The sequence below is a fragment of the Methylocystis sp. JR02 genome (genome assembly GCF_030063565.1).
GTDB lineage: Bacteria > Pseudomonadota > Alphaproteobacteria > Rhizobiales > Beijerinckiaceae > Methylocystis > Methylocystis iwaonis.
The window spans coordinates 3,625,497-3,647,620 of record NZ_JASIRC010000001.1 but is presented as its reverse complement, the minus strand read 5'-3'; the positions used below and the strand labels follow the sequence as shown (position 1 = coordinate 3,647,620).

Here is a 22,124-nt window from a genome sequence, read left to right as displayed (position 1 = left end):
CGCGATGATGGTCATTATTCATTTGGCGCGAGGCGCGGGCTGCTCAAGAGCTCGCAACGGGACGTCGCGTCCTGGCGCCGCGCTGGCCGTCGTCGGCGCGCTCCTTGGCGGATCGACGCAGCCGTGCCTCGCAGATTCGGCATGGAGCAAGCTTTTCGGCGCAAGCGACAGCTCCCAAACCCCGGCGCAGGAAAAAACCGCGCAAAGCTCTGCGAGCAAGCCGACGGCCGTGGTCGCCGCTCAATCGGCGGGTCCGTCGGTCCCGGTCGTGCGCCCCAAAGTTCAAAAGGTGACCGAATATATTCAGCTCACCGGCAATGCCACGCCGATCAACACGGTCAACCTCATCGCCCGCGTCGAAGGCTATCTCGAGAAGATTCACTTTCTCGACGGCCAGATCGTCAAGAAAGGCGACCTTCTGTTCACGATCCAGCAGCAGCAATACAAGGATCAGCTTCAACAGGCGGAAGCCCAGGTCCGCGCGCTGGAAGCGGCGCTCGTCTATGCGAAGATCGAGACCGCCCGTTACGAAGCGCTGCAAAAGAAGGGCGCGGCGGCGCAGGTCGTCGTCGATCAGTGGAACTTCCAGACCAAAAAAACCGAGGCCGATCTCGCCTCGGCCAGAGCGCAAGTCGACATCGCAAAGCTCAATCTCAGTTACACCGAGGTTCGCGCCCCCTTCGACGGCCAGATGAGCAAGCGTTACGTCGACCCGGGCAATACGGTCGGGGGCTCCGGCCAGCGCACCGTCCTCGCCGACATCCTCCAGCTCGACCCGATCTATGTCGTGGCCAACCTCAGCGAAACGGAATTTCTGACGGTTCGAAAGAACCTTAATCAACGCATGCCGAGCCACGCCGAACTCATGCAGGTTCCCGTCGAGGTCGGCATGGAGAACCAGGGCGATTATCCCTTCCGCGGGACAATTCAATATGTCGCGCCCGGCATCGATCCCAAGACCGGGACGCTCTACGTGCGCGGCGTGCTGGATAATCCCAACCACAGGCTTCTGCCCGGCTTTTTCGTTCAGATTCGTTTGCCGAAAGCCCGCGTATTGCCGGGAGCGTTGCTCGTGCCGGATCGCGCCGTGCAATCGGATCAAGTCGGCCGCTTTCTCTACGTGCTGAACAAGGATGACGCAGTCGAGCAACGCTATGTTCAGCTCGGCGATCTCGACGGCAACCTTCGCGTCATCCTCTCCGGCATTCAGAGCGACGATCGCATCGTCGTCGGGGATTTCTGGCGCGTTTCGGCCGGAGCGAAGGTCACGCCCAGGCTGACGGCAATCGAGGGGAGCGCCGATCAGCAATGATCTCGAAATTCTTTATCGAACATCCCATCCTCGCAAACGTCATTGCGGTCGTGATCGTGGTGATCGGCCTCGTTGCGATGCGGAGCCTGCCGGTCGCCCAATATCCTAATATCGTTCCGCCGACCGTGGTGGTCTCGACTAACTATCCGGGCGCCAGCCCGCAGACGGTGATCGACAACGTCGCCCTGCCCATCGAGTTGCAGGTCAATGGCGTCGACAACATGCTTTATATGTCCTCGACGAGCGCGGCCGACGGCAGCTACCAGCTCATCGTGACCTTCAAGATCGGGACGGACCCCGACATGGCGCAGGTGCTCGTCCAGAATCGGGTATCCAATGCGCTGTCTTCGCTTCCTGCCGCCGTGCAGTCGCAGGGCGTGACCGTTCAGAAAAAATCGACCGCGATCCTACAGATCATTGCCCTGAATTCGCCAAAGGGAACCTTCGACGCCTCCTTCCTCAGTAATTACGCGACAATCAATCTCGTGAACGAGCTGGCGCGCCTGCATGGCGTCGCCAATGTCACCGTCTTCGGCGCGGCCAAATACGCCATGCGGGTCTGGATGGATCCGCGCAAGCTCTATTCCTTCGGACTGACGCCCCAGGATGTCAGCACCGCCATCAATCAACAAAGCCAGCTCGTGGCGGCCGGACAGACAGGCATGCCGCCAGCCGCGAAAAATCAGGATTTCCAATACACGGTCGATATTCGCTCACGCTTCAACGATCCCGGGGAGTTCGAGAACATCATCGTGAAGTCCGAAGGGACGGTTCAGGGCGGACGTCTCGTCAGAGTCAAGGATATCGGCCGGGTCGAGCTTGGCTCGCAGAACTACTCGCAACAATGCAAGATGAACGATCGTCCCGCGGGCTGCATCGCCATTTTCCAGACGCCGGACGCCAACGCGATTCAGGTTTCGCAGGAGGTGCGCGCCAAGATGGTGGAGCTGGCGCGGCGTTTCCCGCAGGATCTGCAATATACCCTTCCCCTCGACACCACGGATTTCGTCAAAACCTCCATCAATGAGGTTTACACGACGCTGTACGAGGCTGGCATCCTCGTCCTTGTCGTCATTCTGGTGTTTTTGCAAAACTTCCGCGCGACGCTCGTCCCCGCGACCACCGTGCCGGTGACGATCATTGGCGCCTTCGCCGGCATGGCGGCGCTGGGTTACAGCATCAACATGTCGACGCTCTTCGGCGTCGTGCTGGCGATCGGCATTGTCGTCGACGACGCCATCGTTATTGTCGAGGGCGCGTCGAAATATATCGAGCAGGGCATGTCCGGCCATGACGCCGCGATCCGCGCCATGAAAGAGTTGTTCGGGCCGATCATCGGCATCACCCTCGTCCTGATGGCCGTTTTCGTCCCGCCCGCCTTTTTGCCCGGGCTCTCGGGCAAGATGCTCGCGCAATTCGCTGTCGTCATCGCGACGACAGCGCTCATCAGCGCGATTAATGCGGCGACCTTGAAGCCGACGCAATGCGCCCAGTGGCTGCGCCCACAACAGGCTGAAAACACCAACGCCTTTTATCGCGCCTTCAACATTGCCTATAATTTCCTCGAAGGCTTCTACATCCGCTTCGTCGGCGTGCTGGTGGCGCGTTCGAAAGCGGTTGTGCTGATCGGTCTCGCGATTTCGGCTTTGGCTGTGTGGGGGATCGCGCGTTTGCCGAAAGCCTTCATCCCCAACGAGGACCAGGGCTATCTGATCGTGGTGGCGCAACTGCCGGAAGGCGCGTCGCTCGAACGCACGGCCAACACTTTGAGCGAAGCGGCGCGCAGCGGGATGTCGACGCCCGGCGTGAAGAATGTGATCACCATCGCCGGCGTTTCAGTGCTCGACAACAACGCCGTGCTCTCCAACGCCGGAGTCGCCTATTTGGCCCTCGATGACTGGGACGCGCGCGGAAAGGCCAAGGACCAGGACATAGCGTCGCTTACGAAAATTGTACAGAAGAAGTTGGCGAGCATCTCGGACGGCCTGGCGGTCGTGGTGGCGCCGCCCGCCATCCAGGGCGTCGGAAACGCCTCTGGCTTCCAGATGCAAGTGAATTTGATGGGTGGCAGCTTCGACTATGCGAAACTGGGCGTAGCGGCGCAAAACATGGTGAAAAATGCGCAGGCCGACGCCGCGCTGCAGCAGCCGTCCACCACTTTCCGAGCCAATTCGCCGCATGTCGGGCTGAACGTCGACCGCGTTCAGGCAGAGACGGTCAAAGTTTCCGTCGGCGACGTCTTCTCGGCGCTGACGTCTTATGTCGGCTCCTCCTATGTCAGCCAATTCACCAAGTTCGGGCAGGTCCTGCAAGTCTATGTGCAGGCCGACTCGCAGTTTCGTCTTCAACCGGAAGACCTGTTGAACATGTATGTTCGCGGGACGGACGGGAACATGGTGGCGATCGGGACGCTCGCGCAACTGACGCAAACCTCGGCGCCTCCGCTGATTACGCTCTTCAATCTCTATCCGTCCGCCACGATCACGGGAGGGTCTGCGCCGGGCGTCAGCTCGGGCCAGGCGATGGAGCACATGGAGTCCGTGGCCGCCAAGACCTTGCCGAGCGACATGGGCTACGCGTGGAGCGCCGTCTCCTATCAGGAGGAGATCACGGGAAACCTGCTCTATCTGGGTTTCGCCATGTCCGTGCTTCTGGTCTATCTCGTGCTTGCTGGCCAATATGAGAGCTGGCTGCTGCCGCTGGCGGTGATCGCGGCCGTTCCTTTGGCCCTGGTGGGGCCGGCCTTGACCCTGACCAGCCTCGGCATCGACAATAATCTCTATGTGCAGATCGGGCTGATGCTGCTGATCGCCCTTTCGGCCAAGAACGGCATCTTGATCGTCGAGGTCGCGCGCGAAGTGCGCCTCAATGACGGCAAGCCGATACTGGAATCGGCGATCGACGCGGCGCGCTCGCGCTTTCGTCCCATCCTGATGACGTCGATCGCCTTTATTCTCGGCGTTCTCCCGCTCGTTTTGGCGACGGGCGCCGGCGCCAATTCCCGCAGGTCGCTCGGCACCAGCGTCTTCACCGGAATGATTTCATCGACCGTCCTCGCGGTCCTCCTGGTGCCGGCGTTCTTCGTGGTGCTGCAGACGCTGGACGAGCGCTGGCGGGGAAACTCTCACACCCCGAAGAAGCCGGAGCACAAGACTCTGGAAGAAATTGAGGCGGAAATTGCCTGATCGCCCACGGGCGGCTTAGGCGAGATCCGCTTGATTGGTTCGGTGTCATTCCCGACGCTCGCGAAGCGAGCGATCGGGAATCCAGAGCAAAACCGCTCTTGTGGCTCTGGAGTCCCGGTCGGGCTTTCAGCCCGCCGGGAATGACAAGGCCCAATGCGAGCTGCTCAAACGGAAATGGTATAGGCGACAGCCTCCAGCGATCAGCGCTCGCTCTTGGGAGGGAAACGCCACTTGCCGTTGCGGATCGGCAGGAAACTGCCGTCATCCACGCCCACTTCGTTCGCAACCAGAGTGTTGAGCTTGGCGTTGAGGGCCATGATCAGTTCGCCTCGCTCCTTGGGTTTCATGGCGAGATTCTCGACTTCCTCGGGGTCGCTGTTGTGGTCGAACAGCTCGAGGTCGTTCCTGGCCAGCAGCTCCTCCATTGTCGTGGGCGTGTTGAACTGCAAGGGCGAAAAGTAGCGCGAGAAACGGTAGCGGCCGTCGAACACGCTGCGCATCGACACGCGGTGGTGAAAGTCTGGCTCCTTCTGTTTCAGGACCTTGATCTTTTTCTTATCGGGAACCTTCGCTGATTCCATGAAGTCGTAGAGATTCGCGATCCAGAAGACGTCCTGAAACAGCAGCATGTCGAAGCAGAACAGCGCGCCGGACCGCAGCGTGTCTTCCTTCGCTGTCGCCGGGCTCCTCAGAAGCACCGAAATGTCCCTGCCCTTCAGCCCCTCTGAAGCCTGCTTGATCTTCTCCTGATCGAGCCCCGTCAGGCCAAGGATCGTCGGCGCGAGGTCGATTTGCGATGTGACCGCGTTGCACTCCACGCCGCCCGGATATGCCGGATGATAGATCATGAGCGGCACGTGGTTTTGCTGGCGGTAGGCGGAATTGCCCTTGCCCCGCATCTGATGGCAGCCGCCATACTCGCCATGGTCCGAGGTGAAGATAACAATCGTATTCTTATCGAGCCTGTGCGCCTTCAACGCCTCCAGGACACGCATGACCCGGCGGTCGCAGTCGCGAATGCAGTTGAAGTAATAGTTCTGCAGGAGACGCCAGCGGCGGTCTTCATCGGGCCACTCGCCAGAGAAGAGATATTGAATATCGCCGTAGATCTTGTGGGCCTCGGGACGGCCTGGCGCGTCGAGAGGCTGGCTGCGCGTGCTGGGTAACGGAACGCCGTCCCAACTGGCCGAGTAAATCTCGTCATCGGGCGGCGGCGCAATGCCAAGTGCGTGCTTCTTGCCTTGGACAGGGCGCCCGGGAAGGTCGGCATCGATATACATCACATCGTGTGGATTGACGAAGTTTACGGCCATGAACCAAGGCTTGCCCTCGGCCCGCAGTTTCTCGCCCTCGGTTCGCATCCAGGTGATCGCGATCGACGCCGTATCCGCGTCGTACCGGTAGCCGCCGAGTTCCTTATCGATGATGTCGCCGTAGCCGAAAAAATCCTTGAAGCCATAGCTCTCGAGGATTTTCCGGTACTCCTGCACCGGCGCCTCAAACGGGCGCTTCGCCTGATCGAGGTTATACGAGAGGTGCCATTTGCCCTGGTAAACCGGATAGTAGCCGAGCTGCTGAAGCCGGTCGCCGACGGTTCTCACCTTCGTCGACATGTCCGGCTGCCACAGATAGTTCATCAGATCGAAGACGCCCGTGTGTTGAATATGCTGGCCGGTGTAAATGACCGAGCGGGCCGGCGAGCATACCGACGCGCCAATCTGGTGATTGTTGAAAGTGACGCCGTTTTTCTTGAGCCACTCGCGGGCCGGGACCGGGAATGGCCACTTAGGAAAAAACCGCTCCTGATCCACCAGGATGAAAAGGATGTTGTAACCTTGCGGCGGCAATTCGGGCGCGGCGGCGGTGTTGTTTTGTGGAAGCTCGCTGTGAGCGTTGGCCTGCGCCTGAGGAACGACGCTCGCGCCAACAAGGGCGGCGCTGGACGTCAGTATGGCGCGACGAGAAGGATTTGTCAGATCGTCACCGTTCTTCATCGCGCTTCTCTCGTGGCTAAAAGTGTGGGGCCAATCGACGGCGCGGCTAGGCGCCGTCGCCGCCTAATTTGAAAAGCTTCTGCGCATTCGTTCGGCCGATCTTACGGCGGTCGCCTTCGCTCATGTCGACAGCATCGAACCAAAGTGCGGCTTGGTCGATGTTTTCGAAAGGCCAATCCGTCGAGAACAGGACGTGGTCGGCGCCCAGTTCGGCAATCGCGCACATCAGCGTCGGCGTGTGAAAGTTGCCCGACGTCGTCAGGTAGAAGTTTTCCTGGAAATAGTCGCGAAGGCCCCGTTTCGCTTTATGCTTGGGCGGCGCCTTGGCCCATGCGTTGTGATGGTCGACGCGCCAGATGCTGTAAGGGAGCCCTTCGCCGAGATGCCCCATTAGGATGGCCAGGCCAGGATGCTCGTCGAAGAGGCCCGATCCCATCAAGCGCAAGGCATGCACCGCCGTTTCGCTGCCGAAGGCCCAGGTGGGCCCCATGAGCCATTCCTGCCCCTCGTAAACGCCGGCGTTGCGCGGCAGCGGATTACGCGGATGAAGGTAGAATGGCGCGCCGAGTTGCTCCATGAGCGCCCAGAACGGACGGTATCTCGGCATGTCGTAATACAGAGCCTCACGGTCCGCGCCAAGCTCGGTGAAGCCGTTCACAAGGGCGCCGCGAAAGCCGAGGGCGCCGATGCACCGCTCCAACTCCACACAGGCGGCGTCCGGGTCCTGCATCGGCAGCGCGGCAAAGCCTTGAAACCGATCCGGTCGTTTGGCGACCTGTTCGGCAAGATAATCGTTCAATCGCCGGGCCGTTTGTATCGCCGTGGGGGCGTCTGGAATCTCTTGTATTCCGGGCGAGGTCAGCGACAGGATCATCATCTCCATGCCGAACTCGTCCATCAGCCGGAGGCGGCGGTCGTGGATGTCGAGAATCCTGCTTTTCAGCTCGTCCCACCGGTCGGCGGGCACGACGCCTTCGGAATCGTGAAGAAAATCCGCCGTGCCGAAATGCTCCTCGAGCCCGATCTTCCCGTCCATGATGTCCCTCTGCCGCTTCTGCCCAAACATTGCCGGAGGTGACAAGCTTAGCGCGGATCTGTCAACCGACGCTTACTATTTGAACGGGCATTCCGTAAGTCGGCGTTTGCTAAGGGACTGCTTTCCAGACGCCGGGTTTGAGATACATATTGAGCACGTCCTTTCCTTTCGCTCGGGCGGGCGAAAGGTAACGACGATGGAGAAGTGAACGTGGCGAGCGCAGCTCATCGAATGATCCGCATGCTCGCCTGGGCATGCGTCTTGGCGATCCTAGCGCTTTCACTGGCGCCCGGCGACGCCCGCCCGCACACTCTTCTGCCTGGGAAGCTCGAACATTTCATCGCCTATGCAGGAACGGGGCTCCTTTTCAGCATTGCGTATAGATGTCTTAGAGCGCGGGCGCTGATTTGGGGCGCGCTCGTTATCGCCAGCGTCGTCTTGGAGGGGATTCAGAGTTTCATCCCCGGGCGGTCGCCCGACCTTCTCGACGCCTTAGCCAGCTCAACGGGACTGACCGTTGGGCTCGCATGTGGCGCCGCCTTGGCGCGTCTCTGGCCCCGCGCCTGACCCAGAGCCCGTCATTGCGAGCGAAGCGAAGCAATCCAGGGCAGCGATGCGGCGCTGGTTTGCTTCGTCGGCTCCGCCTCCTCGCAACGACGGCGGTATTTCCGATCGCTCGTTTTGCGAGCGTCGGGATCAACACCGAACCACAAAGGCCTACACCGGCCCCGCCATCGACGTTGTAACCACGCGCAAGCTCGGTTGATCGTCCGCCGGCAAGCCCACGCCCTTGATCAAAGCGTAGATCGCCGGAATGACCAAAAGCGTTAGCAAGGTCGACGACACCATCCCGCCGATCATCGGCACCGCGATGCGCTGCATGACCTCCGACCCGGCGCCGGTGCTCCAAAGGATCGGCACGAGCCCGGCCATGATCGCCACGACCGTCATCATCTTTGGGCGCACGCGCTCCACGGCGCCGAGCATGATGGCCTTGTGAAGATCCATCTTCGTGAAGGCTTTCCCTTCCGCGGCGCGTTGGGCCGCGATCTCCTGCCGCGCGGCGTCGAGATAGATGAGCATGACGACGCCGGTCTCGGCCGCGACGCCTGCAAGCGCGATGAAACCCACGCCCACGGCGACTGACATGTTGAAGTTCATGAACCACATCAGCCAAACGCCGCCGACAAGCGCGAAGGGCAAGGACAGCATGACGATGAGCGTCTCGGTGATCTTGCGGAAATTCAGATAGAGCAGCAGGAAAATGATCGCGAGCGTCACCGGCACGACGACGCGCATGCGCGCTTCCGCGCGTTCGAGATATTCATATTGGCCGCTCCAGACAGCATAGGAGCCGGCGGGGAATTGAACTGCCTCGGAGACGGCCTTTTGCGCCTCGGTCACGAAGCCGCCAATGTCGCGGTCCCGGACATCGACGAAGATATAGACGGCGAGCTGCCCGTTCTCCGTGCGGATCGACGTCGGGCCGCGAACCAGCTCCACCTTCGCGACCTCGCCCAGCGGGATCGTTCCGCCCCCAGCGAGCGGGATCAGCACGTCGCTCGCAATCGCCCTTGGACTCGATCGGAAGTCGCGCGGATAGCGGACGTTCACGCCATAGCGCTCGCGTCCTTCCACTGTGGTGGTCACTGTTTTGCCGCCGAGGGCCGTGGCAATGGTCGCCTGCACGTCGTCCATCATCAGGCCGTAACGCGCGAGCGCTGCGCGATCAGGGATGATGTCGAGATAGTAACCGCCCATGACGCGCTCGGCATAAGCGGACGCGGCGCCACGAACGCCTTTCACGACCTTCTCGACCTGGCGCGCCAGTCCTTCGAGCTGCGCGAGATCGCGCCCCATGATCTTGACGCCGACGGGCGTGCGAATGCCGGTGGCGAGCATGTCGATGCGATTGCGGATCGGCATGGTCCAGGCGTTGGAGACGCCAGGAAATTGCAGCGCCGCGTCCATGTCGGCGACGAGACTTTCGACGGTCACGCCGGGCCGCCACTCCGCTTTCGGCTTGAGATCGATGACCGTCTCGAACATTTCGAGCGGCGCCGGGTCTGTCGCCGTCGCTGCGCGGCCCGCCTTGCCGAAGGTGGATTTCACTTCCGGAAAGGATTTGATGATCCGGTCCTGCGTCTGCAGCAATTGCGCGGCCTTGGTCACCGAAAGCCCCGGCAGCGTCGTCGGCATGTAGAGCAGCGCGCCTTCGTTGAGCGCCGGCATGAATTCGGAGCCGAGCTGACGTGCGGGAATGATCGTGACGGCGACGGCCGCGAGCGCCAGAACGACGGTTGGAATTTTCGAACGCATCACGAGGCGGATGATCGGCCGATAGATATAGATGAGCGCCCGATTGATCGGGTTTCTCTCCTCGGACACGATCTTGCCGCGCACGAAAATCACCATCAGCGCCGGAACCAGCGTGACCGACAGAAGCGCCGACGACGCCATGGCGAAGGTCTTCGTATAAGCGAGCGGACTGAAGAGACGCCCTTCCTGCGACTCCAAAGTGAAGATCGGCAGGAAGGACACGGTGATGATCAGCAGGCTGAAGAACAGCGCCGGGCCGACTTCCGTCGCCGCGTCGATCAATATATCGATGCGCGGCGTATCTGGCGGCGCGCGCTCCAGACGTTTGTGCGCGTTCTCGATCATGACGATCGCCGCGTCGACCATGGCGCCGATGGCGATGGCGATGCCCCCTAAGCTCATAATGTTGGAGCCGAGCCCCAGCGCCTTCATCGCCGCGAAGGCCATCAGCACGCCGACCGGCAGCATGATGATGGCGACCAGCGCGCTGCGGAAATGCAAAAGGAAGACGACGCAGACGAGCGCGACGATGACGCTTTCCTCGACCAGCGCGCCGCGCAGCGTTTCGATCGCCGCATGGATGAGTTCGGAGCGGTCATAGACGGGGACAATCTCGACGCCCTTGGGCAGGCTCGGCGCGAGCTGCGCCAGAGCGGCCTTGACATTGTCTATGACAGTGAGGGCGTTGGCGCCGTAGCGTTGCAACGCAATGCCGCTCGCCACCTCGCCCTCGCCGTTGAGCTCCGTGATGCCACGGCGCTCGTCGGGGCCGAGCTCTATGCGCGCCACGTCCTTCAGCAGGAGCGGCGTTCCTCCGCCGGCGCGCAGCACGATGTTTTCGAGGTCAGTGACGCCCTTCAGATAGCCGCGGCCGCGCACGATGAATTCGAATTCGGACAGTTCGACCGTGCGGCCGCCGACATCGGCATTATTGGCGCGGATGACCTCGCGAATGCGCGAGAGCGGGATGTTGAGCGCACGCAGCCGATTGGGATCGACGACGACGTTATATTGACGAACAAAGCCGCCGACGCTTGCGACCTCGGCGACTCCTTCGGCCTTGGCGAGCCCGTAGCGCAGCGTCCAATCTTGCAGCGAGCGCAACTCAGCGAGGGTCATTTCCTTGGCGACGAGCGCATATTGATAGACCCAGCCGACGCCCGTGGCGTCCGGGCCGAGCACCGGCGCGGCGCCCGCTGGCAAGCGTTTGGTTGCGGCGCTCAAATATTCGAGCACGCGCGAACGCGCCCAATAGACGTCGACCCCATCCTCGAAGATGACATAGACGAAAGAGACGCCGAAGAAGGAGAAGCCGCGCACCACTTTGGAGCGCGGCACGGTGAGCATGGCGCTCGTGAGAGGATAGGTGACCTGATCCTCGACCACCTGCGGCGCCTGACCCGGATATTCCGTATAGACGATCGCTTGCACGTCGGAGAGATCGGGAATGGCGTCGAGCGGCAAGGTGCGCAGCGCATAAAGACCCGCGGCGACGGCAAAGGCCGTGCCGACGAAGACCAGCACCAGATTACGCGCCGACCAAGCAATGAGACGGCCGATCATTTGCCCGCCTCTGCGTGGTCGAGCGCCTGCAACGCGGCCTTGAGATTGCTCTCGGCGTCGATCAGGAAGTTCGCCGACGTCACGATGCGGTCGCCCTCAGCAAGGCCGCTGGCAATTTCCGCAAAGCCGTCGCCGCGCTTCCCGATCTTGATTTCGCGCGGCTCGAAATGCCCCTCACCCTTATCGAGGATGACGACCTGTCGCTTGCCGGCGTCGATGATCGCGCTCTCGGGCGCGGCCAGAACCTTCTCCTTGCCGCCCGCTTCGATCTCGACGTCGGCGAACATATCGCCGAGCAGGCGCCCTTCCGGATTTGGCAGCTCGATGCGCACGCGGGCCGTGCGCGTCTCCATATTCAGATGCGGATAGATGAGCGCGACGCGTCCTTTGAATGGATGATCGGGGTAGGAGCGCGCGCGGATGATCGCTGTTTGCCCCGGCGCCACCGCTTCGACGTCGCGCTCGGGTATGTCCGCCAAAATCCAAACAAGGCTGTGATCGACGATACGAAACAGCGTCTCGCCAGGCGCCGCGCGCATCCCGCTCAGCGCCGTGCGCTCGATGACATGGCCGTCCTGCGGCGCGGGCCAGTCGATGACGCGCGGCACACGGCGGCTGCGCGCGATCGCGGCGATCGTCGCGTTGTCGAGTCCGAGATTGACGAGTCGGCGCCGCGCCCCTTCCATGCGCGCCGCCGAATGCGCGTTGAGCACGGCGACATATTCCGCGGCGGCGCTCGAGAGGTCGGGCCCATAGACGCGCATGAGCGGCTGGCCCTTATGCACATAATCGCCCTCGGCGACCTTCTCGACGGATTCGATGAAGCCCTCGAAGCGGAGCGCAACGACCGCAGTTCGGCGCGGATCGAAATCCACGCGGCCCGCGGCGCGGACAGGAACGGTCACGGCCCGGCGCTCGACAGGCTCCGAGCGCACGCCCGTCTTTTGCAGCTTGCCGGGGCTGATCGTGACGGTCGAAACGTCCTGCGCTTCGTCCTCATAGACAGGGACGTAGTCCATTCCCATCGGGTCTTTCTTGGGAACGGGCGACGTGTCCGGAAGGCCCATGGGGTTGCGGTAATAGCGAATGCGCCGGCCGGTCGATTGCGTTTGCGCAACTTCCGGCGGCTTGTCCTCGAAAGAGACATCCTCGCTGGCGCGAACGGCGACATAGTCCTTGCCGGCGGCGTTCTTCTTCGGCTTTATCGAATAGAAGGGGCCATCCGGATCACGGTAGTAGATGATTGGGCCGGTCCCTTGCGCATGCATCTCGCCGGCGTTGCGCGGCGTCTCTGCGCGCCACAGCCACAGGCCAGCGGCGCCGAGCGCAACAGCGGCGAGGACGGCCGAAAAAATGAGTTTTGCGCGGCTCATAGCGCGCCTCCTGCCAGACGTTCGAGGTCGGCGTATTTGCTCTGCTCCTCGACCTTCAAAGCGAGAAGCTCCAGTTCGACGGCGCGCAGGCGCCGCTCGGATTCGAGAAGCGTCGCGAGATTGGTCGTTCCCGCGTCGAAACCGCTGCGCGCGGTCTCGACAGACAGCCGCGCCGGGGGAAGCTGGCGCTGCTCGAAGATTTTGATCGCCTTGCGGATCGCCTCCAGGCGATACCACGCCTCGGCGACGTCTCCGTCGAGGCGGATACGAAGCGCGTCGTTGCGCGCCTGCGCGGCCCCGAGACTGGCGCTGGCCGCGCGCTGTTCGGCGTCCTTCGCTTCATATTGCAGCGGCACTTTGAAGCCCAGCAGGAACATGCCGCTGTTTTCGCCGCTCTGGCGCTGCACGAAATTCGCGCCGGCGGTGATGTCCGGATAGTAGTTGAGGTCGGTCAATTCCTTCGTGGTCGTGGCGGAGCGCACCTGCGCATGCGTCGCCGCGAGCTGGGGATTCGACGACCGGGCAAGATCCTGGACGCCGGAGAGCGTCAGCTTTGTTCTCAGCGGCGGAAAGCCCTTGGACGGGGCCAGCGGCGCACGCGCGTCGCGGCCGATGAGCGCATTCAAGCGCGCGGCCGATGATTTGACGTCCCCTTCTCTGCGGGCGACGTCGGCGGCCGCGGTGGCCGCCTCCAGCTCGGACCTGATGACCTCCTGCTGATCGACCGAGCTTGCGCCATAACGCAGTCGCAACAGCTCCAGGAGCTGATCGACGCGCTGCTGGAGCGACTTCGACAATTCCAGCGCGCGCTGGGCGGCGCTGTATTGGGCGTAGGCGGTCTTCACACGAGCGACGAGATCGACCTCCATCGCATGGCTCTGATGCCGCGACGCATCGGCGTCAGCCTGGGCGACGCCTTTTTCGAGGTCCGTCTTACCCCAGAGTCTGAAGGTCTGCTCGACGCCGATCCAGCGCTGGCCGACGCCCTTGCTGTTCACGTCCCATGCCTGCAGGGTGACCGTCGGGTCGGGTTGAACCCCGGCGGCGCCCACGCGCTGCAAGGCCGCGTCGGCGTCGAGAACCGCGGCCGCAAGCTCTGGACTGAGCCGCCTGGCCAAGGCCACCACGCTCTCCGCCGTCGCGCCGGGCGGACTCCTTTCCGCCCCCGAAACAGGCGAAGCGAAAACGCCTGTCGCGACGCAGATCGACAAAAAAACGAGTCGCCTCATGGAGTCGCCTGCAAGATCAGCCGGCCCTGGAGCGTTCCGGTCTCTCCCTGAATCTTCGCCGCGATGGACATGCGCCAGCGTCCCTCATCCGTCAGATCGACCTTGAAGCGGTAAAGGCCAGGCTCAGGGCTTTGCGTCAGTGCGATGGCGCTCGTCATCGATTCCATGTCATCCGGCGCCATGTCGAGTCGCGTGGCGAAAATAATGGCGTCGCCAACAAGTTTGCCGTCTGGTTTATGGACCAGGCGCACATCGGCGAAGCTTTGCCCCTTTTTGATTCGAGTTTGAACCAGTTGAAATGCGTAATCGTCGACCGCCGCGCGGGCATATCCGAGGCCGAGCGCGAAGACAGCCGTCGCGCCGACAAGCCGCAAGAAGTTCTGTCGCATCTGAGTTCTCTCACGCCTCACGCGCAAGCGTCGCTGCGCGCAAGTGGGCTACCGCCCCGCTGGGGGCCTGATATGAGATCGTAAGACGGAGAATCCGGGCCGCTCGCGCGCGTTGGCCGGTGGCGCCAGCCACCGAGGCGCCCATGATGGCGCATGCGCAGAGAGCGGGCCCTTAGGTGGGCGCTCAGAGAATCGGGGGACGAAGGTCCGGCGGCGCCGTGCGCCCTCGATAGGCCGCGTCGTCGAATATACGACGCGCCGGTGAGAGCGCGGCCGTAATCGTCGGCACAAGGGCGCTAGGCGGCGTCAACTGAATAGCGCTGCAAATGAGAGAATCGCAGTGCCGCGGCGCCGTCGCATGGTTGGCCGAATGGTCGGGGCAGTCGTCCGCTGCGGTCATCGCCGCACAGGCATGGGGCGCAGGCGCAGCGTAACCCGGCGGCGCCGCCCACAGAGCGGCGATGACGAGCATCGCAGAGACGATAAGGCGCAGCCAGTTGAGCTTCATTGCGTTTCCCGGCCACACAATAACACAGAAGGTCCGGTCGGCAACCATCGGGGGACGGCGAACTCAACCACGGATCAGACCAGCCGCCCGAAGGCGCTCATCGGCAAATCCAGACCCAGCCCTCGCCCGCGTCCCAATCCCAGCAGACGCTGTGCACATGGCGCCCTTTCTCGCCGCTCCAGTCGCGGTGCATATGGCGGTAGTGGCCGCCGAGGTGCTGCATGGCGCTATGTTCCCGGTGCTCCAGGCTTTGCGACGCCCCGGGCAGGGTCGTCGCGAGCAGAAGCGCCGCCATCATCATCAACCGCTTCGGCATTTGTCCGCCTCTTCGATAAAGGCGCCCGATCGGCCGTTCGTTGCTTTCCGAACGGCCGGCGGGACGCGCGCCTACTGCCGCCCAAGCCAGGACGTCACGCGATCGCGCAGCTCCGCGAAGCTGTGCTTCGCCGCGAGCGACCGCGCCCGGCGGGCGACCTGTTCGCTGATTGGCTGCCCGAAATGCAAGACGCCGCCATAATGGCAGTCGCAAAGGAGTTCATGCGCCTCCGACAAGGACAGCTTGAAGAAGGAGACGCCGTCGCCGACAGTGTCCCCCGACAGGCCTTCTAGCCGGAAGATCGAATCCTTGAGGGCGATGGCCAGGGGCGATCCTTCCTGCCGCAGAGCGAGGCGCCTTTTTTTCGGATAGCACTCCATCGTCGAGAAGAGCCGCACCGGCTCACTCTCAGCTTCCATCAAGCTCGCCAGACGTTCCAGTCTCAGTCGCCGGAGCGCCCAATCGGGGCAATCCGGTCTCGAAACGGGAGCGCATGCCGGCGTGTCTTTAATAGAGCGGCGTTCCATGTCGCACCTACTATGATCCAAGGGGGCCTTCGCCAGAACCCGGACATCGTCCGCGAGGTTCCGAATGGACCAACATTCCTTGCTCGGGCGCTCCGAGACGCTCATGCGCCAGCTTTCGCTGCGATATGCGTGCGTCGCGCTTCGATAACGCCAAAAATAGATGTCGAACGACGTTCCAGAAACGACACGCCACGCGTCCCAGAAAAGAAGGGAGGAGATTCGTCCTCGCCGATTTTTCTGTGTGGTGGAAAATGAACGAGACAACGGCCAAAAGAGAGTGGAAGAAAACAACGGCGATTACGATCGTCATGGCCGTGAAAGCGATCGACGCCGGCAGCCCCGCAGTCGCGCATGCCTCGATGACCAACAGGGAAATCGCACAGGCGGTCAAAACCTACCAGATTCCTCAAAGCTCGATGGATGTTGCTCTCAACCGGTTGGCGGATGCAAATGGCCTTCATGTTCTCTATCATTCGCGTCTAACGGAGGATCTCACAACGCCGGGGCTAAACGGAGATTATACGCTCTCTGGCGCGCTCGACTCGCTGCTGTCGGGAACAGGGCTCAATTACCGGCTCAGCGAGAACGGCGACGCGATTTCTATCGTGCTGGCCCAATCGAACAGGACGATGAGCGACGCGAGCCCGCGCAATGCGCAAGCATTGCCGCCGATCGAGGTCGGCGCGTCTCCCCAGTCAAACCAACAGGCACCTCATGGGAGCGGAGCCGGCCGGTCCGCCGCAACCGCCTCGCGTGACCAAAACGCCGGAAAAGATGGTCTCGGCGGACGATTCACCGGCTACATGTCGGACACGGCCGGCACAACGCTGAAAACCGACGCGCCGCTGCTGAAGACTCCCTTCTCGGTGCAGGTCATCACGCGCCAGACGATGGACGATCAGCAGGCAATCGATCTCAAAGATGCGGTTGTGGGCAATTCGAGCGGCGTGCTCGCCGTGCCCAACAGCTCATTCTACACAGGACTGATGATTCGCGGTTTTTCCACGAACACAAGCGTTTATTTCAACGGTCTGCGCCAGTACCAGCTTATGAACGTCGATACCGCCAATCTTCAGTCGGTGGACGTTTTGAAAGGTCCGGCAGCGATGCTCTATGGGCGATCCGAGCCCGGCGGCTTGGTTGATCTCGTGCCGAAACGCCCCTTGGACCGCCCTTATTATTCCGTGCAGGAGCAGGCCGGCTCATATGGTTTCACCCGGACGACGGTGGACGCCACGGCGCCACTGAACAAAGAAAAAACGCTCGCCTATCGCTTCAACGGCAGCTATGTGCGCTCCGACTCCTACCAGGACTTTGCAAACAAAGAATATTACTTCCTGGCGCCGACATTCTCCATCCGCCCGAATGATCAATTCAGGGCCAATATCGACTTGCAATTCATGCATGACGTGTTCATGCCCGAGTCCAACACCGTCGCGGTCGGCAACAGGCCCGCGTCGATTCCAATCACGCGCTATCTTCAAGACCCATCATACACCGGCAAGCTTCCGCAGCGGTTCGACCTTAGATACTATGGCTATGACTGGACGTTCGACATCGATAAAAATTGGAGCCTGACGAACAGGCTCTATTATCGGAGTCAGGGGCAAGATTTGTCGTCGGTGTCTTTCATCGGCCTCAACCAAGCGACAGGCGCCCTGACGCGCGGCTCCTATTACCAGTCCATCACCAACCAAGGCATGGCCACAAATCTGGATCTGAAGGGCAAGTTCGTCACCGGGCCCTTGAGCCATTCCACGCTTGTCGGGTTCGATTATTACAGCAACTATCAGCCGCTCGCGCCCTTCTATCTTGTCGTTCCCGCGTCGAAATATTTGCCCGCGTTCAACATCTACGCGCCGGTTTACGGAAGCAGATATGCCGGCGTAACGCCCAATCTTTTCACGACAAATTCAGAATCCTGGAAGGGCGTCTACGCCCAGGACACGATTTCGTTCTGGGACGATAAAGTCCATCTGCTTCTCGGCGGCCGATATGATTGGGCCGAGACCAACTGGCAGGTTAAGAATAATGATCTGCGCACCGCTTGGATCGTGAGCCCGAATTTGAGCAAGGCGTTTAGCCCACGCGTGGGTCTAACCATACAGCCAACGCCTTGGCTTTCCTTATACGCCAATTACACGAAGTCGCTGAACGCCGACAATGGGCTCAACGCCGGCAGCGCGGTCCCGTCGCCCTTGCCTCCGGTCCGATCCTATGAATGGGAAGGCGGCGTCAAGGCGGAGTTTTTGGATAAGCGTCTCTTGCTGACACTGGCCTATTTCGATCTCGTCAAGACGAATGTCCCGGGGCCTGATCCGACCAATCCCGGCAACACGCTGGTGGCGGGCGAAGCCGAAAGCAAAGGATTAGAGGTCGATCTAAAGGGCCAAATAAACGAAAATTGGAGCGTGATCGCCAATTATACGCATGACGACGCACGCGTCACCAAAGGCTCGCTCTACAATCCGCTCACCGAAATCAACACCCAGCTTTTCATCGCTGGGAACCGGCTTCCGACCGTTCCAAAAAACATGGGCAACCTTTGGGTCAAATATGACGCTGACGGCTCATTCCACGGCCTCAGCATCGGCGGCGGCGCGCAGGTCGTGGGAAGCGCCTTTGGCGACAACGCCAACTCCTTCACCATTCCGGCCTACGCAATCCTGAATGGAATGATCTCTTATCGCTTCGACGTCGGTCCCGCGCATCTCACCGCGCAGCTCAACGCGAAGAACCTCCTGGACACGACATATTATGCGAGCGCTGCGTCCCGGTTCCAGATCATGGCCGGCCCCCCGAGAACCATACTTGGTTCCTTGCGTCTGGAATTCTGACCATCGAGCGGATTTCCGGCGGTGGGGTTTGATACGAGATCCGCTTGATCGGTTCCCTGTCGTTCCCGACGCTCGCTTGAGCGAGCGTCGGGAATACAGAGCCCAAAAAGCGCTGGTTTTACTCAGTGCCCGTCATTGCGAGCGAAGCGAAGCAATCCAGGCAGCGGCGCCGCCCTGGATTGCTTCGTCGGCTCCGCCTCCTCGCAATGACGGCGGTAATTCCCGATCGCTTGCTTTGCGAGCGTCGGGAATGACAGCGAACCAATCGACATTTCAGAGCACTGACCGCGGCGTTTCCCCATCTCCCCGAGGCGCTTTCGCGACTTCATCGAATTTTCAACTGCGCGGCTGTAGCCCCCCGCTACAACCAACCGCTTCCTCTGAGCCAATCGGCGCTTCGGCGTTTCGGCGCGGCGCTCTTCTTTGCAGCTTGCTCATGACGAGATAGATCACCGGCGTCGTATAGAGCGTCATGATCTGGCTGAGAAGCAGACCGCCGACGATGGTGACGCCGACCGGGCGGCGCAATTCGGCGCCAACGCCCGTCGCCAAAGCGAGGGGGAGCGCGCCCAGCATTGCTGTCAGCGTCGTCATCAGGATCGGGCGGAACCGCTCGGCCGCCGCCGCCAGTATGGCGTCGTGCGGCGAGAGGCCCTTCTCATGCTCTGCCTGAAGCGCGAAGTCGACGAGCATGATGCCGTTTTTCTTGACGATGCCAATCAGCAGCAGAACGCCGATCAAAGCCATGGTGGTGAAGGGCGTCTGAAACGCTTCGAGCGCGACCAGCGCGCCCAGCCCGGCCGACGGCAGCGTCGAGAGGATCGTCAACGGATGGATAAAACTCTCGTAGAGCATGCCGAGGATAATATAGACGGCGATAAGCGCGCCGAGCACGAAGAGCGGCGTCCCCTTCACCGTCTTGATGAAATCCGCCGCGTCGCCGGCGAATTCGGCATGTAGCCCATCTGGAATGCGCAGATTGTCGACCGCCTCGCGCACCGCCGCCGCGGCGGCGCCGAGCGAATAGCCGGGAGCCGTGTTGAATGTCAGCGTGATGGCCGGCGAGACGCCCTGATGATTGACGGCGAGCGGCATGGCCCCGCTCTCGATACGCGCGACCGCGGCGAGCGGCATGATCTGTCCGCCGGTCCCCGTCACATAGACGCTTTCGAGATCGGGCAGGCTGCGCTGGCGCGATTCGGGCGCTTCGACAATCACGCGATATTGGTTGCGCTCCGTGTAGATGATCGACGCCTGCCTTTGGCCGAAAGCGCTGTTCAGCGCGGCGTTGATCGACGAGATCGCGACGCCCATTCGGGAGGCAGCGTTGCGATCGATCATCACATTTGCTCTGAGGCCGCCTCTCTGCACGTCGCTCGACACGTCGGCGAGCTGAGGCAGCGCTTTCAGACGCTGAAGGACTTTAGGGGTCCATCGTCCCAGCTCCTCGACGGAAGCATCCCAAAGCGTGAATTGAAATTGCGCCTTGCTCTGCCGGCCGCCCGCGCGAAAATCCTGCGCCGGGATCATGAAGAGTTTTAAGCCGTCGATCTCGGCAAGCTTCGGCCGCAGCCGCGCGACAATCTCGGCGCTCGTCGCTTTGCGCTGGCCCGCCGGCTTCAGCGCGATAAAAAACCGCCCCTGATTGCCAAGCATGCCCAAGCCGCCGCCCAGGACCGAACCGACCCCCACGACGTCCGGATCGGCGCCGATCACATCGGCGGCTTTCCGCTGCAGCTCGACCATGCTCGAGAAAGATATCTCGGGCGAGGCCTCAGACGTCCCGTTGATAAGGCCGATGTCGTCCTGCGGCATGACGCCCTGAGGTATGGTGAGATAGAGCCACACAGTCACGCCTATCGTCGCCAGGATCACGAGGAGCATCACGCGCGGATGATCCACGACGGGCCGCAATGTTCGTGCATAGAGCCGCAGGATCGCGCCGAGCGCGCCGCCCACGATCCGGTCCATGACCGACGGACTCGCGGGACGGGCCGAACGAAGATGTGCGCAGATCATCGGCGTGACCGTCAAGGACACGAGCATCGACGCAACGATTGCGAAGCTCAGCGTGAATGCGAATTCCCGCAGCATCATGCCGACGGTGTCTCTCATGAAGAGCAGAGGGACAAACACGGCGACGAGAGACAGGCTGATGGAGACGACCGTGAAGCCGATCTGCCGCGCGCCCTCGAGCGCCGCCGCGAGCCGCCCCATCCCGCGCTCGATATTCCTTTCGATGTTCTCGATCATCACGATGGCGTCGTCGACGACGAAGCCGACAGCGATCGTCAGCGCCATAAGCGAAAAATTGTCCAGCGTGAATCCTGCCGCCCAGATCGCCACGCAGGCGCTCGCAAGAGAGAGCGGGACGGTGATCCCCGCCGCAAAGGTGGGCGCCGCGCGGCGAAGGAAGAGAAACACCACCAGCATGACGAGGATAACCGAGATCAGCAAGGCGCGCTGGATCTCCGAAACGCTGGCGCGGATCGTCTGCGTGCGGTCTGTGAGCACCGAGATGTCGACGCCGCTCGGAATCCAGTTCTGCAATCTCGGCAGCAACGCCTTTATCTGATCCACCGTCTCGATCACATTGGCGCTCGGCTGCTTGGAGACGACCACGAAAAGCGCAGGCTTGCCGTTGTACCATCCAGCCGACAGCCGGTTGCGCGGGCCCAACTCGACAGAGGCGACGTCGCCGAGCTTCGTCACGGCGCCGGCCGAGGAAGCGACCACGATCTGACGAAATTCCTCGGGCGTCGACAGGAGGCCGTTTGCGCCGAAGGTCAGGGAACGCGCGTCGCCGTCGAGCGCGCCGAGCGGACCGAGGACATTGGCCTTCCGGATCGCCTCGCTCACCCTGTCGATGCTGAGGCCCATGCTTGCAAGCCGCGTCGGGTCCGCCTGGATGCGGATTGCCGGCTGCTCGGCGCCAGCGATCCTTACGTCGGCGACGCCTGGAATCTGCGCGATTCGCTGGGCGATAACCGTGTCCGCTATGTCATAGATCGCGCTGGTCGGCAGCGTATCCGACGTCATCGCGAGGGCGAAGACCGGCGGCCCGGCCAAGCTGGCCTTGCGGAAGGAAGGCGGGGACGGCAGGTCGGGCGGAAGATCGGTCATCGCCGCGTTGATCGCAGCCTGCACGTCGCGCGCCGCCGCATCGATGTTTCGGTCGAGCCCGAATTGGAGGGTGATCGACGTCGAACCGTATGAATTGGCGGAAGTGAGCTCGGTAACGCCGGATATGCCCGCGAGCCGCCGTTCCAACGGCGCAGCCACCGAGGCCGCCATGGTGGCCGGATCGGTCCCCGGACGATTGGCGGAGACGCTGATGATCGGCCGCTCGACGGACGGAATGCTGGCGACCGGCAGAAAAAAATAGGCGAGCGCGCCGAGCAGGAAGAGGGCGGCGGCAATTAACGTGGTGGCGACGGGGCGTCGAATGAAAGGCGCGGAGACGTTCATCTCGCTCCGCGCCGCAGAGGCGGTTGCTGGGCGCCGTGAAATGGAAAGGACGAGCGCATGAGGTCATC

General features: G+C 61.9%; 14 protein-coding genes. 4 read left to right on the top strand and 10 right to left on the bottom strand.

Annotated elements, in window-relative coordinates; genetic code table 11:
- The first annotated feature begins 4 nt into the window (after positions 1–4).
- Positions 5–1,312: an efflux RND transporter periplasmic adaptor subunit gene (locus QNA11_RS17300; protein ID WP_283483964.1), complete on the top strand. Its 1,308-nt coding sequence runs from the start codon at positions 5–7 to the stop codon at positions 1,310–1,312.
- A complete protein-coding gene (locus tag QNA11_RS17295) occupies positions 1,309–4,497 on the top strand; it encodes an efflux RND transporter permease subunit (RefSeq protein WP_283483963.1) in 3,189 nt (1,062 codons plus the stop codon). The genes QNA11_RS17300 and QNA11_RS17295 overlap by 4 nt, the downstream gene beginning before the upstream one ends.
- 200 nt (positions 4,498–4,697) lie before the next feature.
- Here the strand turns inward: QNA11_RS17295 and QNA11_RS17290 are convergent, their stop codons facing one another.
- Both QNA11_RS17290 and QNA11_RS17285 read right to left on the bottom strand, forming a co-directional pair.
- Positions 4,698–6,491, bottom strand: a complete 1,794-nt coding sequence (locus tag QNA11_RS17290; protein WP_283483962.1) for a sulfatase family protein — start codon at positions 6,489–6,491, stop codon at positions 4,698–4,700.
- A gap of 46 nt (positions 6,492–6,537) precedes the next feature.
- Positions 6,538–7,527, bottom strand: a complete 990-nt coding sequence (locus QNA11_RS17285) for an amidohydrolase family protein (protein ID WP_283483961.1) — start codon at positions 7,525–7,527, stop codon at positions 6,538–6,540.
- Positions 7,528–7,758: 231 nt separating this feature from the next.
- Here QNA11_RS17285 and QNA11_RS20775 point away from each other — a divergent pair, with 231 nt between their 5' ends.
- Positions 7,759–8,094 carry a VanZ family protein gene (locus tag QNA11_RS20775; RefSeq protein WP_502867569.1) on the top strand — a complete coding sequence of 112 codons (336 nt, stop codon included), beginning with the start codon at positions 7,759–7,761 and terminating at the stop codon, positions 8,092–8,094.
- A 150-nt stretch (positions 8,095–8,244) separates the two neighbouring features.
- Here QNA11_RS20775 and QNA11_RS17280 read toward each other — a convergent pair whose 3' ends face one another.
- The 7 genes from QNA11_RS17280 to QNA11_RS17250 form a co-directional block, all read right to left on the bottom strand.
- Entirely contained in the window at positions 8,245–11,409 is a 3,165-nt protein-coding gene (locus tag QNA11_RS17280) for an efflux RND transporter permease subunit (RefSeq protein WP_283483960.1), read from the bottom strand.
- The gene (locus QNA11_RS17275) at positions 11,406–12,782 is read right to left on the bottom strand and encodes an efflux RND transporter periplasmic adaptor subunit (protein ID WP_283483959.1); all 1,377 of its coding nucleotides are present in this window, start codon (positions 12,780–12,782) and stop codon (positions 11,406–11,408) included. Before QNA11_RS17275 ends, QNA11_RS17280 begins: the two co-directional genes overlap by 4 nt.
- A complete protein-coding gene (locus tag QNA11_RS17270; protein WP_283483958.1) occupies positions 12,779–14,011 on the bottom strand; it encodes a TolC family protein in 1,233 nt (410 codons plus the stop codon). Before QNA11_RS17270 ends, QNA11_RS17275 begins: the two co-directional genes overlap by 4 nt.
- On the bottom strand, positions 14,008–14,400 hold the full coding sequence (locus QNA11_RS17265) for a FixH family protein (RefSeq protein WP_283483957.1): 393 nt from the start codon (positions 14,398–14,400) through the stop codon (positions 14,008–14,010). Before QNA11_RS17265 ends, QNA11_RS17270 begins: the two co-directional genes overlap by 4 nt.
- Positions 14,401–14,584: 184 nt before the next feature.
- Positions 14,585–14,908, bottom strand: coding sequence for a hypothetical protein (locus QNA11_RS17260; RefSeq protein ID WP_283483956.1), 324 nt, complete (start codon positions 14,906–14,908; stop codon positions 14,585–14,587).
- A 97-nt stretch (positions 14,909–15,005) separates the two neighbouring features.
- On the bottom strand, positions 15,006–15,224 hold the full coding sequence (locus tag QNA11_RS17255; protein WP_283483955.1) for a hypothetical protein: 219 nt from the start codon (positions 15,222–15,224) through the stop codon (positions 15,006–15,008).
- Between the two features lie 71 nt (positions 15,225–15,295).
- Positions 15,296–15,643: a hypothetical protein gene (locus QNA11_RS17250; RefSeq protein WP_283483954.1), complete on the bottom strand. Its 348-nt coding sequence runs from the start codon at positions 15,641–15,643 to the stop codon at positions 15,296–15,298.
- A gap of 359 nt (positions 15,644–16,002) precedes the next feature.
- Here QNA11_RS17250 and QNA11_RS17245 point away from each other — a divergent pair, with 359 nt between their 5' ends.
- Positions 16,003–18,588 (top strand): TonB-dependent siderophore receptor, encoded by a 2,586-nt coding sequence (locus QNA11_RS17245; RefSeq protein WP_283483953.1) that lies wholly within the window; start codon positions 16,003–16,005, stop codon positions 18,586–18,588.
- Positions 18,589–18,924: 336 nt separating this feature from the next.
- Here QNA11_RS17245 and QNA11_RS17240 read toward each other — a convergent pair whose 3' ends face one another.
- Complete coding sequence (locus QNA11_RS17240) at positions 18,925–22,056, bottom strand: efflux RND transporter permease subunit (RefSeq protein WP_283483952.1); 3,132 nt, start codon at positions 22,054–22,056, stop codon at positions 18,925–18,927.
- Positions 22,057–22,124 lie beyond the last annotated feature (68 nt).